Genomic DNA, 20310 nt, shown 5'->3' with positions numbered 1-20310 from the left:
ATCAGTGCTTCCGCGGGGCCAGATAGCCCAGCCAGCGGCGCTCGGCCAGTTTGAACAGCTTCACCAGAATGAAGGTCAGGCACAGATAGAACACGCCGGCCGTGATGTACGCTTCGAACGGCAAGTAGTACTGAGCGTTGACCGTGCGCGCGGCACCGGTGATGTCGATCAGGGTCACGATGGACGCCAGACTGGTGGTCTGCAGCATCATGATCACTTCGTTGCTGTACTGTGGCAGCGCCCGGCGCAGAGCCGATGGCAGCAGGATGCGCTTGTACATTTTGTAGCGCGACATGCCCATGGCCTTGGCCGCTTCGATCTCGCCGTTCGGCGTGGCGCGCAGGCTGCCGGCGATGATTTCGGCGGTGTAGGCGCTGGTGTTGATCGCAAAGGCCAGGCACGCACAGAACGTTGCACTGGACAGCCACGGCCACAAGAAGCTTTCACGTACCGCTTCGAACTGCGCCAGACCGTAGTAGATCAAGAACAGCTGCACCAGCATCGGCGTGCCGCGGATCACGTAGGTGTAGAGCCAGGCCGTCATGTTGACGACGGCGTTCTTGGAAACGCGCATCAAGCCCAGCGGCAACGCACACAGCAGGCCGAAAAACAGCGACAGCGCGAGCAATTTGAGGGTGGTCACCAGGCCGCCGAAGTACAGCGGCAAGGCCTCCCAAATGACGTTGTAGTCGAAGATCATAGATCAGCCGCCCTTACGCCTACCGAGTAGCGCTTCTCAAGGTGACGCAATGCCAGCAACGAGACACTGGTAATCACCAGGTACATCGCCGCCACTGCGAGGAAGAAGGTGAAAGGCTCGCGGGTGGCGTCTGCCGCCTGCTTGGCCTTGAACATCATGTCTTGCAGACCCACCACCGAAATCAGCGCGGTGGCCTTGGTCAGTACCAGCCAGTTGTTGGTGAAGCCCGGAATGGCCAGACGGATCATCTGCGGCACCAAAACCCGGAAGAACACCTGGAAACTGCTCATGCCGTAGGCCATGCCGGCTTCTGCCTGACCTTTGGGGATCGCCATGAAGGCGCCGCGGAAGGTTTCCGACAGGTACGCACCGAAGATGAAGCCCAAGGTGCCGATACCGGCGGCCAGCGGGTTCAGGTCGATGTAGTCGTCAAAGCCGAGCATCGGCGCCACGCGGTTGAGCAGGTCCTGACCACCGTAGAAAATCAGCAGGATCAGTACCAGATCGGGAATACCGCGGATCACCGTGGAATACAGGTCGCCCAGCCAGGCCAGCCAGCGAACCGGCGACAGACGCAATGCAACGCCGATCAGGCCCAGAAAGATGGCCAGGACCATGGAGGACAAGGCGAGCTGAAGCGTCAGCCATGCGCCATCGAGGATGACAGCCCCGTAGCCTTTCAACATGATTCAGGTCCTCGAATGTTGGGATGAAAAAATGGCGCAAACCTCAGAGATCCTGTTGCTTGCGCCATTTCGGACTTGTCGCCGGGACGTGTTACTTGCCGTAGATGTCGAAGGCGAAGTATTTGTCCTGGATTTGCTTGTACTTGCCGTTCTCGCGAATGGCAGCGATCGCGGTGTTGATCTTGTCTTTCAGCGCATCGCCCTTGCGAACCGCGATACCCACGCCGTCGCCGAAGTATTTGACGTCGGTGAAGGCCGGGCCAACGAAGGCGAAACCTTTGCCAGCGTCGGTTTTCAGGAAACCGTCATCGAGCAGCGTAGCGTCTGCCACGGTGCCGTCGAGGCGGCCGGCGGCCACGTCGAGATAGATTTCGTTCTGCGAACCGTAAGGCTTGATCTCGGCACCCAGCGGGGCCAGGACTTCGCGGGCGAAACGCTCGTGGATCGAACCACGTTGCACGCCGATGTTTTTGCCCTTGAGCTCAGTCAGGCCGTCGCTGACTTGAGTGCCAGCCTTCATGACCAGGCGCGCCGGGGTGTTGTAGTACTTGTTGGTGAAGTCCACGGATTTCTTGCGGTCTTCAGTGATCGACATGGACGACAGGATCGCGTCGATCTTGCGCACTTTGAGCGCCGGGATCAGACCGTCGAACTCTTGCTCGACCCAAGTGCACTTGACCTTCATCTCTTCGCACAGAGCGTTGCCGATGTCGTAGTCAAAACCAACAATGCTGCCGTCCGGTGCTTTGGAAGCAAACGGAGGGTAAGCCGCTTCGATACCGATTTTCAGAGGCTTTTCATCAGCGAAAGTCGGCAGGGACAGCACGGACAGTGCCAGGGCGCCAAGCAGCACGAGTTTCTTCATCTTGGGACTCCATCGGTAAAGGGCTAAAACGGCAGAGTGAGCGACAGCCCAATATGCGAATGAGTGGAACCGCAAAGCGGTGCTGCGTCGTAGGAACCGCGCGCTTTTTTCAACGCGAGCCACAACGAGCGAGTGATCGGCATTCTAACGACAGGCCCGAAGCCGATATTTCTTCAATGCGACAACTAATTACAGATGCACCGAGAAAGCCGCTTGAGCGCGTTGACAGCCCTGCAAATTCATGCAAGAGCAAAAGACAGTGAACCGATCACTGCTGCAAATTGCGGGCCTATTATTGGCAAACCCTTCTAATCCGGCAAGCGCAGCGTTGTGTCTTATTTTTTAGCCGGGCTGGAGAGGCCCGGGAGTGGGGGTTGGCGTTTCCCAATGCCCCGCATCGGAGCGCGCGGTTACACATTCAGTTACTTGAAGGGTGGAGGGTAACAGTGGGAAAGCGCCTACAAGTGAAGTCGATAATTATTGGCCGTTGTTTATTGAGTGCCTGACAGATCGCCATCGCTAGCAGGCTAGCTCCCACAGGGATCTCCAGGGGATTCGCAATTTGAAACGAGCGCAGTTCCCTCTGTGGGAGCTAGCCTGCTAGCGATGAGGCCCGACCGGCCAACACAAAAACCTCAGACAAAAAAAGCCCCATCCGGCACAACACCGGATGGGGCTTTTACTGACTCAGAGATGTCGGTTAAGCGACATTCATGATCTTGTGCTCATCAATCAAATGCTGCACCACACCCGGATCCGCCAGGGTGGAGATATCACCCAACCCATCGTATTCGGCGGTCGCAATCTTGCGCAGGATCCGGCGCATGATCTTGCCCGAACGGGTTTTCGGCAGCCCCGGTGCCCACTGGATCACGTCCGGCGAAGCAATCGGACCGATCTCTTTACGCACCCAGTTTTTCAGTTCCAGACGCAGTTGCTCGCTCGGCTCTTCACCCGCGATCAACGTGACGTAGACATAAATGCCCTGCCCCTTGATGTCGTGCGGCACACCGACCACGGCCGCTTCGGCAACTTTCGGGTGCGCAACCATCGCGCTTTCGATCTCGGCGGTGCCCATGCGGTGGCCGGACACGTTGAGCACGTCGTCCACACGCCCGGTGATCCAGTAGTAACCGTCTTCATCGCGACGTGCGCCGTCACCGGTGAAGTACATGCCACGGAAGGTCTTGAAGTAGGTGTCGACGAAGCGGTCATGGTCGCCGTACAGCGTGCGCGCCTGGCCTGGCCACGAATCGAGAATCACCAGGTTGCCCTCGGCCACGCCTTCGATGATGTTGCCCAGGTTGTCGACCAACGCTGGCACCACGCCGAAGAACGGACGTGCCGCCGAACCCGGCTTGAGGGCGTGGGCGCCCGGCAGCGGGCTCATCATGTTGCCGCCGGTTTCGGTCTGCCACCAGGTGTCGACGATCGGGCAACGGGACTTGCCCACATTCTTGTAGTACCAGTCCCAGGCTTCCGGGTTGATCGGCTCACCCACCGAACCCAACAGACGCAAACTGCTGCCATCAGCACCTTCAACAGCGGCTTGACCCGACGCCATCATCGCGCGGATCGCGGTCGGTGCGGTGTAGAGGATGTTGACCTTGTGCTTGTCGACGATCTTCGCCACCCGGGTGATGTCCGGGTAGTTCGGCACGCCTTCGAACAGCAGCGTGGTCGCGCCGTTGGCCAATGGGCCGTAGACGATATAGCTGTGGCCAGTGACCCAGCCGACGTCGGCGGTGCACCAGTAGATTTCGCCCGGGCGGTAGTCGAACACGCGCTCGTGGGTCATGGCGGCGTACAGCAAGTAACCGCCGGTGGTGTGCTGCACGCCCTTCGGCTTGCCAGTCGAACCGGAGGTGTAAAGGATGAACAGCGCTTCTTCGGCGCCCATCTCTTTCGGCGCGCAGACACTGCCCGCCACTTTCATCAGGTCTTCGTACCAGATGTCGCGATGCTGGTTCCACTTGATGTTGCCACCGGTGCGCTTGCACACGATGACTTTCTGGATGCTGCTGGTTTCCGGGTTGGTCAGCGCGTCATCGACGTTGGACTTGAGCGGGATCTTCTTGCCGGCACGAATGCCTTCGTCAGCGGTGATGACCACTTTGGATTTGCAGTCGATGATGCGACCGGCCAGGGCTTCCGGCGAGAAACCACCGAACACCACCGAGTGAATCGCGCCGATCCGGGTACAGGCCAGCATGGCGACCACGGCTTCGGGGATCATCGGCATATAGATAGTCACCACGTCGCCGCGGTGCACATCCTGGCCGCGCAAGGCGTTGGCGAACTTGCAGACTTGTTCGTGCAGCTCGCGGTAGGTGATGTTGCGGCTTTCGGCCGGGTCATCCCCTTCCCAAATAATCGCCACTTGATCGCCGCGCTCGGCCAGATGACGGTCGAGGCAGTTGTAGGAAACGTTGAGGGTGCCGTCGGCGAACCATTTGATGTCGACATGGTGATCGTCGAAGGAGGTCTGCTTCACCGTGGTGAAAGGCTTGATCCAGTCGAGGCGCTTGGCTTGCTCGCGCCAGAAGCCGTCCGGGTTGACGACCGACTGCTGGTACATGGCTTTGTAGGTTGCCTCGTCAGTCAGCGTATTGGCCAGAACCTCGGGACGAACGGGATACAGAGAAGCCGCACTCATCTTTCTTACCTCGGTGAAATAGTTGTTTTTGTATGGCCCCAGTTGTAGCCGGGCCGGGCCTATAGAACCATTCGACGATGGTAGTAACAAGCCCCTACAAATTACCGTGATAAGCCTGGAATGCGCCGCTAAAAGCACATCAACCCCCTGTGGGAGCGAGGCTTGCCCGCGAAGAACGATAACGCGGCCCACCTGAAAACCACATCGCCGAGATCGCCAATTGTTCGGTTTCTACCACCTTAATCGGTGATTGTTACGAAATCTGTCAAAGGTGTTTATCAAAACCCCACCTATATGAATGCACCCCCCACGCCTAAAATCAGCCCGCCAACAAGGCAACGTGATTAACCAAGTTGCAGCCCCCACGAAGGCCGTTAATCCAAGACTCTTTAATCAAGTTCCACACGCAACCCCAAAAAGGTTGCGTGACCCCATTCGACCTCTAAAAGGTAAATCTGAAATGAAAGCTTTATTAGTTCTGGCCCTCAGCAGCCTGTGCGCAACCGCCATGGCAGACGAGGTCCCGACTGATGTCGCACAGCAGAAACCCGCCATCGAGGAATACACTTACTCGACTCATCTGGACATCGCCAAAGTTATCTCCATGAGTGAAGTTCCTAATGTGTGCGAAGTTGTTCCGGTGAAAATGGAATACGACGACTCCCAAGGTCAACGCCACATCCTGCGCTACAGCATCATGGGCAACGGCTGCACTAACGGCTGATCACCCGCCCGCCTCATAACGGTTCGACCCATCCGCCCCGCCCTTTCAAGGCTGATGCAGCGCCGAACCGTATATATCGATTAATACGATTATTTTAAGCATTTATTTGCGCTTTTTAATCAAATTAGTTGGCGTAGCATTCACTCCATACCCAAGGCACAAAACGCCAACGAACCTGGAGCACTACCATGAAAACCAAACTGATCCTCGCCCTGACCCTTTCTGTTCTGGCCGCCAACACCTTCGCTGCTGACGGTTTCGATCGCACTGTCGCTTCTGATGGCTACGACCGTACCGGTACGGCTTCCTTTGCCGCCGATGGTGCCGATCACGTCGGTGCAGCCAAACTGGCTTCGGATGGCTTCGATCACACCGGTGCCGCCAAAGTCGCCGCTGACGGCTTCGATCACACCGGTGCGGCCAAACTCGCTGCCGATGGCGCCGATCACGTCGGTGCGGCACGCCTGAGCTGATCATCGAGCGTGACTTTACAGCCCGGCTTCGGTCGGGCTTAGTTGTGTCTTGAACCACCGAAAACCGATTCAAAACACAACATGTAGTGAAAAACCGCTTTTTTTGCCTATTTTTTGAACAAAAAAGTAGCGCATCAAAATTTATGAAAAAAAATCTTAACCCGCGATCTCCAGCCAAAGCCCTGTAAACCCTCGCTCCGACCGAAAAACCCGCCTTCTCGACCGCTCCATGCGCGGATTCGCCCCACCACGGCCGCAAAAATTTCCCTATAATGCCGGCTTAAACGGGCCTGCAATATTCCCTTACAGGGATAACAGCCAGTCTGAAGCCCACGCCGACGTCCTCACCGATTTCTGCGCCCCTCAGAGGCTCTCGGAACCCCGTAAAAATTTATGTTTATTTGCCTGCGTGTACCGCTGCAAAAAACGCTATCCAACGCGGCCAGTACGGCCGTGTGAAAAATAACCAATCAGTTTTCACACGGGCATCTGGCCCTCACGCAGGAGACGACACGTCATGCTGAGCTGGGACGAATTCGACAAAGAAGACAGCGGCGAGACCGTGGTAAAAGGCGCCAACGCCGGCCACGCGACTGAAGCCAACATGGACCGACTCGACACCGCTGGTGGTGTCGCCGCTCAAGAAGCTCGCGCCGTTACCGCGAACGACTCTGCCGCCATCGCCCGTGCCAAAGCAGCCCTGGACAACCTCGACATCGCCGAAGGCCTCGCCGAACTCGAAGGCGCCTCCGCCCGTGTAGCCGTCGACGAAAAGCGCATGATCAACTGCCGCGCCGACCTCAACCAACTCGTACCGTTCAAGTACGACTGGGCCTGGCAGAAATACCTGGACGGCTGCGCAAACCACTGGATGCCGCAAGAAGTCAACATGACCGCCGACATCGCCCTCTGGAAAGACCCGGAAGGCCTGACCGACGACGAGCGCCGCATCGTGATGCGCAACCTCGGCTTCTTCTCCACCGCCGACTCCCTGGTTGCCAACAACCTGGTCCTGGCCGTGTACCGCCTGATCACCAACCCGGAATGCCGCCAGTACATCCTGCGCCAGGCTTTCGAAGAGGCGATCCACACCCACGCCTACCAGTACTGCATCGAATCGTTGGCCATGGATGAAGGCGAGATCTTCAACATGTACCACGAGATCCCATCGGTCGCGAAAAAAGCCACTTGGGGCCTCAAATACACCCGTTCGATCTCCGATCCGAAGTTCGAAACCGGCACCGTCGAAACCGACAAAGAACTGCTGCGCAACCTGATCGCCTACTACTGCGTTCTGGAAGGCATCTTCTTCTATTGCGGCTTCACCCAGATCCTCTCCATGGGCCGCCGCAACAAAATGACCGGCGTCGCCGAGCAGTTCCAGTACATCCTGCGCGACGAATCCATGCACCTGAACTTCGGCATCGACGTGATCAACCAGATCAAAATCGAAAACCCGCACTTGTGGGATGCCGAGATGAAGGAAGAGGCTTCGCAGATGATTCTGCAGGGCACTCAGCTGGAGATCGAATACGCTCGCGACACCATGCCTCGCGGCGTGTTGGGCATGAACGCGGCGATGATGGAGGACTACCTGAAGTTCATCGCTAACCGTCGTTTGAGCCAGATTGGTTTGAAGGAAGAGTACCCAGGGACGACTAACCCGTTCCCTTGGATGAGCGAGATTATGGACTTGAAGAAAGAGAAGAACTTCTTTGAGACTCGGGTAATTGAGTACCAAACCGGTGGTGCGCTTAGCTGGGATTGATTTCCGAGCTTGCCACGATTTGATGATGGTTATTTGAATCGGCAAATCGAATAAGCAAAAGCCCCAATCTGATCGAACGATCTGATTGGGGCTTTTTTTATTGGGAAGTGAATAACCATTTTCGTCCCTACACGACAACGCTAAAACTCCTACAGAACTTACAGCGGCTTCCTCATTGATGCCCATTCAAAGCACCTCTAAGCTCCATTACAGGTGCCTAAGAAACGCCCAACGTAGAAAGCTTGGCCATTCATTCATATCCGCAATCACCTTTAGGTGATTTGTCGTTCGGGTGTGTGATGGCTTTGCTCGTTGGGATTTCTTAAGTCCACTCTACGTTGGGTTCAGGCCCTCCAAAATCTAAACGTAGAGGTAATGGATATGCCTAAACATGATCGACCCAACACTCTCGCAATTCTGGAGATCAGCTATGTCTGATCCCTTTTCGGTAATGGCCTTCTCACGCCACAACCTAGTCCTCCACGCCCTCCTCCTGGAAAACCAACCCTGGTTCTGCGCCCGCGATATTGGTCGACTGATGGGTTTCCACCTGAACGATCGCGTAGTCAGCAAACTGGATGAAGATCAGCGGCACACGTTGCTGATCGACTACCACGGGCAACCAGAAAAACGATTGATGCTCAGCGAATCAGGCGTCTATGCGCTGCTGGTCTATCACTACGCACCGGGGAATCGATTGTTGCGAGAGTGGCTGACACATCAAGTAGTCCCGGCGTTGCGCGACGCGGGACCGTCGAAGAACGCGGATCGACCGATGTTGAGTTTGTTGGATTGGCCGGAGATGTCGTTGAGTCTGTTGCATTGGCAGGATGAAGGTTGGATTCGGCTGCGGGACATGCCTTATCTATTATTGAATCGAACGCGAAGGCGCGTTCCAGTAGTTAAGCCATGGTGGCGTAAGGTCTTTGAGGCGTTTCACTCTTCAAAGCATTCAGTCGGTTAGACCTTGTAGGATCGACAGAAATAAGCATCGCAGTGTGCCGTAGGATTTCTCGCAGACAGTTCACTCTGTATCCTCCGAGGGTTCAACCCTCGGAGTTGTTATAAGAAAGCGACTGGAGCGCCCTTCAGATTAGGTTCAATAGCCTTGGCGCATCGCTCAATCAGCGTTCAATGACTTCCAGCCGCTGCTTCAGCCTCTCATTCACCAACGCCCCGTGCACTCCAGAATGAATTTCCCTATGGCAACTTGGGCATACTGCCCCCACATAGCGTGGATGATCTAACCCACCATCTGAGAGTCGGTTTACGTGATGGGGCTCTAAGTAGGGCGTGCCATCCTTTCTCATAAAAGGAGCCGGCTTCTCACAGCTCTCACATTCACCCTCGGCGCGCATCAACACATAGTGCGCAACCTTACGGCTGCGTTGGTAGATCTTACGAGGAGCAGATTGCCCCAAATCATCGCTGCTAGGCTTACATGCAGCAAGCGCAGCCAACCGCGCAGCAGCTAGAGACCCGGAAAAGTCAGCCTCATCTTCATCCTGTTCTTCAGCTTCAATGATTTCACCAGGAATGCCCACAGGGACTAACCGAAAAACAATCGCAGTCCGATCCTGGCCACTAACATCCGGCTGGGTCCGCTCAAACATGTCGGCGCAAGAAAACTCGCCCACGTAAGCGTTGCCTTTACCTTTGCCAAGGGACTTAAACAAGTGCAGCGCTCGGCCATCCTCGGCGTGCTCAGCAATAGCTCGGTTACCTCGGGTCAAAGTCATCGGTCCGCTTTGTCCCTCACCGGTATAAAGATAGGCGCCGTTGTCCCAATCGTCGGTATACCCAAATTGCGCCCCACTGTCGCCAGTGAATAAAAATATTGCAGGGTAGGTAGCAGACGGTGCTATGCCGCTTTGCAGGCTCCCCCCGAACGGTCCATTGATTTCGGTTTTCCGGTCGTAAACAGCCCCCGGCGTGAACTGCAATACGGGCACGCCCTCCCCACGCGGTAACTCCACAATAGTAAAGCCTCGCTTTTCAAGGTACCTGTTAGTGGGGTGCCCGCCAGAGAAGTCTCCTACGGCAATGCCAGTAGCCAACGAGACAATTTTTTTCGCCGGATATAGTTCACCGCCCTCGTGAACGGCGTAACGGTGAGCTAGATTATTTTCCCAGCCCTGCCACTCGCGTTTACTCCGAAATTTACGATCAAACTCCAGCAACGCTTTGTCTATCCGTTCCTTCGAAACCGCTTTGATCGCCACGAGCGCTGCCCTTTATTGACAATTTCCGTAGGAAAATTCCTACAACTGCCAAAGTACCAAAGGGTTTCAATACGTAACAGGGCTAATAGCCACTATTTCTAGAGTTGGCCGCGGAATGATGGTGTGTAGATATATTCAGTGCTGCTCTTAGTTTTTCGCCAGCAAGCTCGTTCCTATAAGTCTGGTGGGTGGCTGCGGACTTTGTGGGAATTTGAAAACATTCAGTGCAACCCGCCCCGCCTCCCGCTATTAATACCCTTCCCCACTCAAGGACCCGAGCCCGCCATGAAATTCGATCTCGCCTACTGCCTCAGCCTTGACGACAAGCTGTCGATCTATGACGTGCGCGATCTCAATTTCGACGAAACCATGGAGTTCGACTCCGCCAAGGAACACTTCCAATGCCCCAACGACGCCTGTCGTTTGGCCTTCGATGCGGCGAATGTACTGACGACGTTCAACGCCAAAAACGTGAACTACGTTCGCACCCCGCACTTCAAGAACACGCCCAGCACCCGGCATGTGGCGGATTGTCCCTACGTCAGCCTCAAGGCGTCGGCGTCAGGTGTGGACGCGGACGGTGCGGAAACGGATGACAGTCGCGAGGAGCATTTCCCGTCGGAGTTGTTGCTGACTCGGCGTGAGTATGTGCGTAAGCCATCGAACCCGGCGGTGGCGGCGGATGTGGTGCGGGACGATCCGAAGCCAACCACTGAGGCTAGCAACACAGAACACCCGAGCCGTGAATCGGCGCCGGACAAGACCAGTGTCTTCGCCCATCCGGTGGAATGTTTTGTGTCGAACTTCGAGGACAAGGACCTGCTCAAGCGCATGCCGCTGAAGATTGGCGAGCACACGGCGCCTTATGGGTCGTTCTTCAAGAAGATCGAATACCTGACGGATAACAAGGGGCTGATTTACTGGGGCAAGATCAAGGAGATCAAGGATTACACGCAGAGCTTTCGCATCGATTTCGAGCAGAAGGTCTGGTTCAAGCAGGCGGACGAGGCGAAGAAGAAGCCGTATTCAGTCAACGTTTACCTGAGCAAGAAGTTGATCGAGAACTACCGCAAGCGCAAAGCGTTTCTGGAAGAGATCAAGCATGCCATCGACAGTGAAGCGGAGTTGTATTGCTTCTTTTATGGCGTCACGCCGGAGTTGAAGCAGGTGCCAAGCAAGAAAAACCCCGAGCAGACGTTCGGGGTGTTCAGTGCGAATATCGAGAACCTGGATCACTTTGTTATTCGGGAAGCGCCGGGGTTATCGGGTACGCAATCAGGGCAGCTGTAGCGCAACGCCGCCGGGGTGTTGCTTGATCAGGCTATACGGCAGGACACCCCAGCCCACATTTCCACACACTGCGGCCACGTGAGGAAAGGACGGATCTAACTTGATCCCCTGCTCGGTGAAATACCAGGAAGGAAAACTCCAGCGGTCCTCGTCGTCGTAGTCGCAGTCGTCGTCCCCTTCTGGTGTGACCGTCATTTGATTGGGATAGAGATTAAGCAATTGCGCCACCAGCCACGGAGCCAGCTCTTTGCCGCGGTAATCAGAATAGGCACTGAATGACTCAGACGAAGAAATGTAGGCGTCGTAGTTTTCCTCGTAGTGCAGCGGCTTTCCCTGTCCCACCCACAGCACGTCATCAAGGGTCAGAGATTGGCCCGTTTTAGCATCGAGGTTGAGTGAGTCATTGACCTGATCCGGGTAAGCACCGCCACAGAAGTACTCGGTTGAGACACGGACGCTCATGACGTTCGGCGTCATCCACAGAGGCTGACTCGTCTGTGCGTAGTAGGCGTCAGCGTGGTTAGCGAAGCATCCGTAATACCCCACAACCTCCTGCCACAAACGGCCCATCAATTGCTGATTGATACGCTTACGCTCCTCAGCGTTGTAGCCCGAAACCACTTCAAACAGCTCGGCTTTGGATTGTGGGTCGCGCCACCATTGCAGCGTGTAACCCATGAAGGTTTCAGTCTTGCCTTGTGTAAGCTTCATACCCTGCAAGCGCAGGTATTCATAAGGCGCCTTGTCGTGAAGTCTGGCGAGATAGGGCAAGGTGTCAGCGGGAATCTGAGGAAGGTTCGCTGGCTGCAGATCAATCTTCAAGACTTTGCCTTTAGGACTAGTCCATTCTCCGGACCAGCCGCTGGACTTTGGTTGTAGGCGAATTGTCGGAAAAGGTTTGTGCTCTCCATATCGCTGGTCACCCTCTTCCAGCACAAGTGCTTTTCCTTCCTTTGAGCCACTAAGCACCAAGTCCTTGCGGTACTTTTGGTAAAAGTAACGACCCTCACTGCCATCGGCGCTCACCTCCAGCACAATCGGCATTTTTCCCAGAGTCCCGGTATAGACCTGCCTGCCGCTGTCGGCCCACAACATCGTAGAAAACGTGGAGCACACCAATACGACAATGCCAGCAAGACGAAACAGTCCTTTAAACATCAAATCATCCTTGAATGCAGCGAGTATTGGCTCGCAAGAAAGAGCGGCGGATTATGGCGAACCCGTGTTCGAGAATCGATAAAAAGCTAACGTGATGACGATCAGTTCAGGCACATACTGACCATCACCAACACCAGCAACCCCACATAGACCCGCGCATGCACCCGATCCGGTATCCGCCCGATCCAAGGCGTAGCCAGCCGAATCCCCACCAACGATCCCATCGTCAACACCGCAAACGCCAGCAGATCCACATAGCCGATAAACCACGGCCCCAGATCAAACTCGGTGAACCCCGCCATCGCCATGTAAGTCAGCGTCCCGGCCAACGCCACCGGCAGGCTTAACGGATTAGCCATGGACGTCGCCTGACTCATGCTCAACCCGCACCGTCGCAACAACGGCACGGTCATGACGCTGCCACCCACGCCGAGAAAGGTCGCGATAATGCCGATTCCTACGCCACCGCCAGACACTTCCGCCCTCCCCAATCGTCGTGGGATTTCGGTGTCGGACGCTGTCAGAAAACCACGTCGGAACAGGCAATCCACAATGGTCACGCCCAGGTACGCGATGAAGGCATAACGAATCACCTCTCCCCTCACCCACATCGCGGCGAGTGCTCCGAGGATTGCGCCCAGGCCGATGAACCCGCCCAGCGGCCACAGATAATGACGAATGAGATTACCGGCGCGACGGTGTTTGCCGGTGGCGATCAGTGCGTTGACGATCATCACGCAGGTCGAAGTCGCCACGGCAATGTGCATTGCCGATTGGCTGACGGGGTCATCGGCACCATGGCTAGCCATGAGCATGCGATAAAGCAATGGCACCACAACGAAGCCGCCGCCGAAACCGAACAACACCGCAGTGACGCCAGTCACGCACCCGAAAAATGCCAGCAGGAGATAGAACATTGCGCGTCGTCCGTTGGTTGAGAGCGGTCGACAATAGAGCGATGAGCCTTGGCCTGCTTCAGCAAGTCAGCCAATAATGTTCGCGTTTACGCCAACCGCGAGAATCCGCTCAATGCGCAATGTTTCGATCAATCTGCTGGATGACACGCCGCGCTCGGTAGTGGCGGTCGGTACGGATTATCCCCACGGTCATGTGTTGCCCCGTCATACGCATCGGCGGGCACAACTGCTGTACGGCGCGACGGGGGTGATGCAGGTCAGCACGCACGACGGCAATTGGGTGGTGCCGCCGCAGCGAGCGGTGTGGATTCCGGCGGGGGTGGCGCATGAGGTGCTGATGCTGGGGGTGAGCACGCGCAGTTTGTACATCGAACCTGATGCGGTTGATTTGGGGGATTGTTGCCAGGTGATCAGTGTGTCGCCGTTGATGCGGCACTTGTTGATGGAGGCGGTGGAGATCCCGCTGGCGTACGACGAGGCCGGGCGCGATGGCGCGCTGATCGACTTGCTGCTGCATGAACTGGCGCGCAGTGCTCACTTGCCGTTGCACATTCCGTTACCGGTCGATGCGCGGTTGCTAGGGTTGTGCCAAGGCTTTTTGCAGCGGCCCGACGCGCATCAATCGCCGCAGCAATGGGCCGATCAATTGCACATCAGCTTGCGCACGTTCAATCGGCTGTTCCGTCAGCAGACAGGGCTGAGTTTCAGCCAATGGCGCCAGCGAGCCTGCGTGGTGCTGGCCTTGGCGCGGTTGGCGGCGGGGACGCCGGTGACGCGGATTGCGCTGGATTTCGGTTATGACAGCCCGGCGGCATTCTCGACCATGTTTCGCCGCGTATTGGGGCAGGCACCGTCCGTCTGGATGGAGGGGGCGACATAGAAAAAATCAAAAAATGAGTTTGATCCGGGCGCAAAACAACTGTACAAAACAACAGTACTTTTTGGATTAGCACTCTCGAGCCCGGAGAACACCATGGCCTCTCTTGCGATGAAAATCACCCTGGAACGTATCGCCCTTTTCCAATTCACCCCGGCCCACTGTGCCCAGGCCCGAGCGATGCTGGGTTGGAGCGTGGAAGAGCTCTCGGAGGAATCCGGTGTCTCCGTGGACGCCATTGTGCGATTCGAGGCCGAACGCGATGTGCTGGATGTCACCCGGCTGGCGTTGGCCTATCGGTTTGAATCGGAAGGCCTGGTGTTCTTCCCCGGATTTGCGCCGGGTCGGGGGATGAATGTGAGAGGGTCGACGCCTGATCCGGTGGGTCGGGCGGACTACGCGATGGTTGAGTGAGGAGTCAGCAGATGAATGGAATCGATGAATGCGACAGGCTTGGTCATCCGTCTTCGGGTGCTGCCGATGCGGGGGAAATGAGGGCCAAGGCCGAATACCTGATGAAGATCGGCATGCTGCTCGACACCGGTCAGTTGGGCAAGCTGGAAGCGGCGCAGAGGCTTGGACTGTCAGCAGGGGAAATGGATGAAATTCTCGACGGGAATGTTTGCGACCTTACGGTGGCGAAGATCGCGGGCCGCTCCATGGCGAGCGGCCCGACGGCAGAAGATCAGGCGTTCTGAGGCATGACTGGATCGCCCTTTCAGGAAGGCTCATGGCTTGCCTCGCAGGTGGAGCAGCCACGGCCTTTAACGCCCACCATCACCTGCCTTGGTCTTGGACTTTACTGCTCCCGAAACGCCGGATTCTGACGCTCTAACGACGCTTGTTCATAGCTGTAAGCCAGCGCCAGCAGTTGGGGTTCACTCCAGCGCTGGCCGAAAAAGAACACAGACGTTGGCAGTTCATCGCTGTTCATGCCCGACGGTACGGTTATGGCTGGATAGCCAGCGACTGCGGCACTGAATTGCGAGTAGCCATCGGCATCGGCGAACATTGCATCCAGATCATGTTCAGCCATTTGCTCATCAATGGCAGCCTTGAAGCTGGCACTGAGCACGCTGAACATCTCGGTTGCCTGTGAGTGGGTCATGTCCAGTTCGTTGATGTCGTTCAGCATTTGCTGCCCGTAGCCTTCGGCACCCGGATTCAGCTCGTTGAAATCGATCAACTGTTGAAGTGTCTGAATCGGCAACCCTGAGCGGCTGGCCAGGTACTCGGGCAGTTCATGTTTCATGCCTGCCATGAGGGTGTTGAAGTAGCCATCGATATCCGGCAGTCGGACGCTCAACGGCACCAGGATCGCGCCTTGCTCTTCCAGTGTGGCCAATGCCATCAGGAATTCAAAACCGGGTCGAAGCACAGTGCCGTTGGTGCCGACGTACTCGGTCGGATAACCGATTCTTTTGCCTTGCAGTGCATCCGTGTTGAGCAGCGCGGTGTAGTCAACGCCCACTGGCGCATCGCTGGTGACAGGGTCACGGGCGTCAACGCCTTGCAGGGCGTTGAACATCAGCGCGGCGTCACGAACGGTGCGCGTCAGGGTACCCGGCGTATCTTGCAGACGGGTGATGGGAATGATGCCCGATCGGCTGAACAGACCCAGCGTAGGCTTGACGCCCACCACGCCATTGGCCGAAGCAGGGCACGCGATGGAACCGTTGGTTTCGGTCCCCATGGCCAACGGTGCGAAACCGGCGGCAACACCGGCGGCTGAACCCGAGCTGGAACCACAGATTTCGCCATTTAACACGTGGGGGTTTTTACCTTGGCCACCTCGGCCACTCCAACCGTGGGGCAAGCCCATTTCCCGGACGTAAGCCCATTCGCTCATGTTGGTTTTGCCGAGAATGACGGCACCTGCGTCACGCAGCTGTTGGACCACAAACGCGTCGTTCGCAGCAGGCTGACCGACCATGGCCAACGAACCCGCGCTCGTTTGCATCTGATCCGCCGTGTCGATGTTGTCCTTGAGCAGAACAGGAATGCCGTGCAGCGGACCACGCACTTTTCCGTCCTGACGCTCCTGGTCCAAAGCGGTGGCAATGTCGATGGCCTGTGGGTTGAGCTCGATAATCGCGTTGATCGTCGGCCCTTGCTTGTCCAGCGTGTGGATGCGCGCCTGCAAATACTCCACCAGTGTGACGGAGGTGAGTTCGTTGCGCGCCATCCGCTCGGTAAGCTCGCTGACGCTCGCATATTCGAGCGACTGGGCAGTGACGGAGGCGTTGCTGTCTGCGAATGCAGGTCCGGTGACCGATAGCAGAATGATCTGCGCCAGTGCCGTCATGCGGCTTTTTAAAACGTCCTTCATTTACAGCATCCTTGATATGGCTAATCGCGGGTGAGTCATTTCACCCGCCGCACAGCCTACCGAAACCGTAGGAAACGGCTGTCAGTCACAAGGAGCTGTCAATGTAGGAAACATCATCCAGACTTGTAGCCGCTACAAGCCAAACGCCCTTCTTCCTTCACTGTACTTTCCATTTCCGACCACCATGCGGCCCCTCGCTGTGGGTACATGACGTTGAACGCCTCGCCCATTTGCGGCGTGGTGATCGACACATTGCGTTCCCAGGCCAAGGCGAGGATCCGGTCGAAGGGCTCGAACCAGGCGTGCATCGACAAATCGAAAGTGCCGTTGTGGATGGGCAGTAACCAGCGGCCCTTGAGGTCGATGTGCGCTTGCAGGGTTTCTTCCGGCTGCATGTGAATGTGCGGCCACTCGACGTTGTAGGCGCCGGTTTCCATGAGGGTCAGGTCAAACGGGCCGTGCTGTTCGCCGATGCGTTTGAAGCCATCGAAATAACCGCTGTCGCCGCTGAAGAAGATCCGCGTGTCGCCATCGATCATCACCCACGAGGCCCAGAGCGTGCTGTTGCCATCGAACAGGCCGCGCCCGGAAAAGTGCTGCGACGGTGTGGCGATGAACTGGATGCCATCGACTTCCGTGCCCTGCCACCAATCGAGTTGGCGCACTTTGCTGGCATCGACGCCCCACTTGACCAGGGTGTCGCCTACGCCCAGTGGGGTCAGGAAGTAGTTGGCCTTGTCCGCCAGTGTGAGCACCGTTTGATAATCAAGGTGGTCGTAGTGGTCATGCGACAGGATCACCGCTTCTATCGGCGGCAAGTCATCGAGGCTGATCGGTGGCTGGTGGAAACGCTTGGGGCCGGCCCATTGCACGGGTGAAGCGCGCTCGGCGAAGACCGGGTCGGTGATCCAGAATTTGTCCCGCAGTTTCAGCAGTACGGTGGAGTGGCCGAGGCGATAGACGCTGTGGTTGGGCGCGGCAATCAACGCGGCGTGGCTCAGGGATTGCACCGGGACGGGCGCAGTTGGGCGAGTGTCGCGCGGTTTGTTGAAAATCATGTTCCACATGATGCGCAGCATTTTTCGCACGCCTTCACGTTGCACAGGCACATGATTCTGGAACAGCCCTTGTGCCTGACGGGAAGCTTCGGGTGTGGAGGCATTGTCCGCAGGGGAAATTGAGTCGGCCATGTCTGAGTAACTCCAGAAAAACCGCAAAGCGCGGATTTCACGGTGGGACGATAATTGGCCAAAGCACGCACGCATCAGCCGGAGATTCTAGTATTCACTGCACAGGATTAACGAAACATTACACTGCACAGTGTAGTTTCTAGGTTGCATCAAAGCGGATCACAAGTAAACTGCCGAGTGTAATTCTTCTCTGCCGACTGCCGAAGCGTACTTATGACAGCTCCACAGCGCCTCACCGACCGAAAACGCGAAGCCATCATCCAGGCGGCGATTGCCGAATTCCGTGCCAACGGTTTCGACATCACCAGCATGGACAAGATCGCCGCCACCGCTGGGGTGTCGAAGCGCACGGTGTACAACCACTTCCCCAGCAAGGAAGAATTGTTCGCCGAAATCCTCAATCAACTGTGGGCGCGGGTGACCGCCGAACAGGAAACGTCTTACCGCCCTGACCTGCCCCTGCGCGAGCAAATGCGCCTGATGTTGCAGGCGAAATTGCAGATGCTGGGCGATGAAAACTTTCTCGACCTGGCGCGGGTGGCGATCGCCGCCACCATCCATTCTCCCGAGCGTGCGCAGAACATGGTGGCCCGGATGGGCGAGCGTGAAGAAGGCCTGACTGTGTGGATCCGCGCCGCCCAGGCGGACGGTCGATTGAAGCCGGTCGCTCCCGAATTTGCCGCGCAGCAGATCCAGGGGATGCTTAAATCCTTTGCGTTCTGGCCGCAGATTTCCATGGGGCTGCCCCCGCTGTCAGATGAGATGCAACGCACCGTGGTGGAGTCAGCACTGGACATGTTCCTGGCCTGTTATCAGCGCTGAATCGAGCTGCCATAAATGACAATCTCTGCCGAAACACCGATCACAGGGCGCGCTGAATAAAACGCGGCAATGTGTTTCAAAATGAAAATGGCGCTGGGGCTATAGTGAACGTCAGTCCCAGCGCCACGCAGAGATCATCATGACCACGCCGACCCACGAAACCAAACCCGCCGCTGCCGTCGACCATCTGCGCTTTCACCGCCCCCATGCTCACTTGGAGCCAACGTTCGGCAACGACAAGTTCGCCCTGCGCGCCGAGGCCTTTGCACGGTTCTTCGGCACGCCGACTTTCCTGGGCGCCCAGACGCTGATCGTGGCGATCTGGATATGCCTTAACGTCTCTGGCGTGACCCAGTTCGACGTTTATCCGTTCATCCTGCTCAACCTGGCGTTCAGCCTGCAGGCGGCGTATGCCGCTCCCCTGATCCTGTTGGCCCAGACCCGTCAGGCGGCGCGGGACAAAGCCCAGACCGATGCCGATGCCCTGCACCGCGAATCCATCGCCGTGGCCAACAGCGAACGCCAGGCACAAGCGGCGCAGAACACCGCGCAACTGCTCGAGCTGCTTGAACTGAACACCCGGCTTACGGAAATGACCAAGAACCTGACCGAACGCATTGAAAGTCTGACCTCGGAAATGCATCAGCATTTAGTGAATGATCATCCGAAGGATTAGCACCCCGGTCACGGCAGTCGAAGCGCCCGCCCCAGCTCATCGAACAACGTCACCACCGAGCGCAACGCGCGGCAGTCCGGACGGGTCAGCAACCAAAGCGCGGTGTCGTAACCGTGCAGCGGACCAGTCAGTGGTTGCAGTTCATCACCGATCAAAAAGTCCGGTAACGCCGCAACGCCCAGCCCGGCACGCACCAACTCGGTCACCGACAACATGCTGTTGCAGCGATAACCAGGCGTGACGCCGGGCAGTTGCTGGCGCCGCCATGCCACGGTGGGGTGGTCGGGAAGAAAGTCATCCGGCGCGATCCAGGTCAGCGAGGCCAGGTCTTCAGGATCGACTGATTTCAGGTACGCCGCACTGGCACAGACCCGATAGGAAATATCCGCCAGACGTCGACCAACCAGATGCTCGGGCGGTGCGCGAGTCAGGCGCAAGGCGATATCGGCATCCCGACGGCTGAGGTTGGCGAAGTCGTTGGAGGTGCTCAGTTCGAGGGTCAGCGCCGGGTAGGACGGCATGAACTGCGCCAGCGCCGGCAGCAACAACCCTTGCAGGACAGAATCGGTGCAGGTCAGCCGCACCGTGCCGCTGATGACTTCACCGCCCTGCTCCACGCCAATGCGCGCCGCGTCCAGCGCTTGTTCCGCGCGCTCGGCTTGCTCGGCCAGGGTCTGGGCGAGTGTGGTCGGCAGGTAACCGGCGCGACTTTTTTCGAACAGTTGCTGGCCCAGCGCGGCTTCCAGTCGGCGAACGGCGCGAAACACCGTCGACACGTCGACCTTCAATAACGCCGATGCCCGGGCCAGAGAGCCGCCGCGCACCAAGGCGAGGATCAGCGCCAGGTCTGGATAGTCGAGTCGATAGTGCGTCGCTGCATTGATCACTTGGGATAACGCCAATATTGAATGCGTGAGCGCCAATCTATAGTGGGTGCCAGGAATCAACAAGCGTCGA

General features: G+C 57.1%; 20 protein-coding genes. 10 read left to right on the top strand and 10 right to left on the bottom strand.

Annotated elements, in window-relative coordinates; genetic code table 11:
• Position 1: 1 nt before the first annotated feature.
• The 4 genes from AB4N91_RS04350 to acs form a co-directional block, all read right to left on the bottom strand.
• Positions 2–700 carry an ABC transporter permease gene (locus tag AB4N91_RS04350; protein WP_010457252.1) on the bottom strand — a complete coding sequence of 233 codons (699 nt, stop codon included), beginning with the start codon at positions 698–700 and terminating at the stop codon, positions 2–4.
• Positions 697–1386: an ABC transporter permease gene (locus AB4N91_RS04345; protein ID WP_010457254.1), complete on the bottom strand. Its 690-nt coding sequence runs from the start codon at positions 1384–1386 to the stop codon at positions 697–699. The genes AB4N91_RS04350 and AB4N91_RS04345 overlap by 4 nt, the downstream gene beginning before the upstream one ends.
• 91 nt (positions 1387–1477) lie before the next feature.
• The gene (locus tag AB4N91_RS04340; protein WP_102595633.1) at positions 1478–2251 is read right to left on the bottom strand and encodes an ABC transporter substrate-binding protein; all 774 of its coding nucleotides are present in this window, start codon (positions 2249–2251) and stop codon (positions 1478–1480) included.
• Between the two features lie 700 nt (positions 2252–2951).
• Positions 2952–4907, bottom strand: a complete 1956-nt coding sequence (gene acs / locus AB4N91_RS04335; RefSeq protein WP_288110395.1) for an acetate--CoA ligase — start codon at positions 4905–4907, stop codon at positions 2952–2954.
• Positions 4908–5367: 460 nt separating this feature from the next.
• On the opposite strand from acs, the gene AB4N91_RS04330 reads away from it, so the two are divergent.
• The 4 genes from AB4N91_RS04330 to AB4N91_RS04315 all read left to right on the top strand — a co-directional run bounded on the left by AB4N91_RS04330 (position 5368) and on the right by AB4N91_RS04315 (position 8836).
• Positions 5368–5631, top strand: coding sequence for a DUF2790 domain-containing protein (locus AB4N91_RS04330; protein WP_010457261.1), 264 nt, complete (start codon positions 5368–5370; stop codon positions 5629–5631).
• Between the two features lie 188 nt (positions 5632–5819).
• Positions 5820–6104 carry a hypothetical protein gene (locus AB4N91_RS04325; RefSeq protein WP_077748655.1) on the top strand — a complete coding sequence of 95 codons (285 nt, stop codon included), beginning with the start codon at positions 5820–5822 and terminating at the stop codon, positions 6102–6104.
• A gap of 517 nt (positions 6105–6621) precedes the next feature.
• Positions 6622–7872 carry a ribonucleotide-diphosphate reductase subunit beta gene (locus AB4N91_RS04320; RefSeq protein WP_017340233.1) on the top strand — a complete coding sequence of 417 codons (1251 nt, stop codon included), beginning with the start codon at positions 6622–6624 and terminating at the stop codon, positions 7870–7872.
• A gap of 430 nt (positions 7873–8302) precedes the next feature.
• Positions 8303–8836 (top strand): BRO-N domain-containing protein, encoded by a 534-nt coding sequence (locus tag AB4N91_RS04315; protein ID WP_010457265.1) that lies wholly within the window; start codon positions 8303–8305, stop codon positions 8834–8836.
• 160 nt (positions 8837–8996) lie between these two features.
• Here the strand turns inward: AB4N91_RS04315 and AB4N91_RS04310 are convergent, their stop codons facing one another.
• Positions 8997–10094: an HNH endonuclease gene (locus AB4N91_RS04310; RefSeq protein ID WP_154912431.1), complete on the bottom strand. Its 1098-nt coding sequence runs from the start codon at positions 10092–10094 to the stop codon at positions 8997–8999.
• Between the two features lie 285 nt (positions 10095–10379).
• On the opposite strand from AB4N91_RS04310, the gene AB4N91_RS04305 reads away from it, so the two are divergent.
• A complete protein-coding gene (locus tag AB4N91_RS04305; protein WP_154912430.1) occupies positions 10380–11384 on the top strand; it encodes a hypothetical protein in 1005 nt (334 codons plus the stop codon).
• Here AB4N91_RS04305 and AB4N91_RS04300 read toward each other — a convergent pair.
• Entirely contained in the window at positions 11370–12542 is a 1173-nt protein-coding gene (locus AB4N91_RS04300) for a hypothetical protein (RefSeq protein WP_154912429.1), read from the bottom strand. The two genes, AB4N91_RS04305 and AB4N91_RS04300, sit on opposite strands and share 15 nt — an antisense overlap.
• 101 nt (positions 12543–12643) lie before the next feature.
• On the bottom strand, positions 12644–13459 hold the full coding sequence (locus AB4N91_RS04295; RefSeq protein ID WP_154912428.1) for a sulfite exporter TauE/SafE family protein: 816 nt from the start codon (positions 13457–13459) through the stop codon (positions 12644–12646).
• A gap of 112 nt (positions 13460–13571) precedes the next feature.
• Here AB4N91_RS04295 and AB4N91_RS04290 point away from each other — a divergent pair, with 112 nt between their 5' ends.
• From AB4N91_RS04290 to AB4N91_RS04280, 3 genes are all read left to right on the top strand, one after another.
• Positions 13572–14339 (top strand): AraC family transcriptional regulator, encoded by a 768-nt coding sequence (locus AB4N91_RS04290; RefSeq protein ID WP_154912427.1) that lies wholly within the window; start codon positions 13572–13574, stop codon positions 14337–14339.
• A 93-nt stretch (positions 14340–14432) separates the two neighbouring features.
• Complete coding sequence (locus AB4N91_RS04285) at positions 14433–14750, top strand: helix-turn-helix domain-containing protein (RefSeq protein ID WP_010457271.1); 318 nt, start codon at positions 14433–14435, stop codon at positions 14748–14750.
• Positions 14751–14761: 11 nt separating this feature from the next.
• Positions 14762–15034 carry a helix-turn-helix domain-containing protein gene (locus AB4N91_RS04280; protein ID WP_010457272.1) on the top strand — a complete coding sequence of 91 codons (273 nt, stop codon included), beginning with the start codon at positions 14762–14764 and terminating at the stop codon, positions 15032–15034.
• A 101-nt stretch (positions 15035–15135) separates the two neighbouring features.
• On the opposite strand, the gene AB4N91_RS04275 is transcribed toward AB4N91_RS04280, so the two are convergent.
• Positions 15136–16665, bottom strand: a complete 1530-nt coding sequence (locus tag AB4N91_RS04275; RefSeq protein WP_154912426.1) for an amidase family protein — start codon at positions 16663–16665, stop codon at positions 15136–15138.
• A 113-nt stretch (positions 16666–16778) separates the two neighbouring features.
• Positions 16779–17855, bottom strand: coding sequence for an MBL fold metallo-hydrolase (locus AB4N91_RS04270; RefSeq protein ID WP_077748662.1), 1077 nt, complete (start codon positions 17853–17855; stop codon positions 16779–16781).
• 213 nt (positions 17856–18068) lie between these two features.
• Between AB4N91_RS04270 and AB4N91_RS04265 the strand changes: the two genes are divergently transcribed.
• Both AB4N91_RS04265 and AB4N91_RS04260 read left to right on the top strand, forming a co-directional pair.
• Positions 18069–18677, top strand: coding sequence for a TetR/AcrR family transcriptional regulator (locus AB4N91_RS04265; RefSeq protein WP_010457275.1), 609 nt, complete (start codon positions 18069–18071; stop codon positions 18675–18677).
• A 139-nt stretch (positions 18678–18816) separates the two neighbouring features.
• Positions 18817–19353: a DUF1003 domain-containing protein gene (locus AB4N91_RS04260; RefSeq protein WP_077748664.1), complete on the top strand. Its 537-nt coding sequence runs from the start codon at positions 18817–18819 to the stop codon at positions 19351–19353.
• 8 nt (positions 19354–19361) lie between these two features.
• Here the strand turns inward: AB4N91_RS04260 and AB4N91_RS04255 are convergent, their stop codons facing one another.
• A complete protein-coding gene (locus AB4N91_RS04255) occupies positions 19362–20303 on the bottom strand; it encodes a LysR family transcriptional regulator (protein ID WP_154912424.1) in 942 nt (313 codons plus the stop codon).
• Positions 20304–20310: the final 7 nt, after the last annotated feature.

The organism is Pseudomonas sp. H3_D04 (assembly GCF_054669175.1).
Note: the sequence above shows the minus strand (reverse complement) of the source record. Positions and strands in the feature narration are given on the sequence as shown.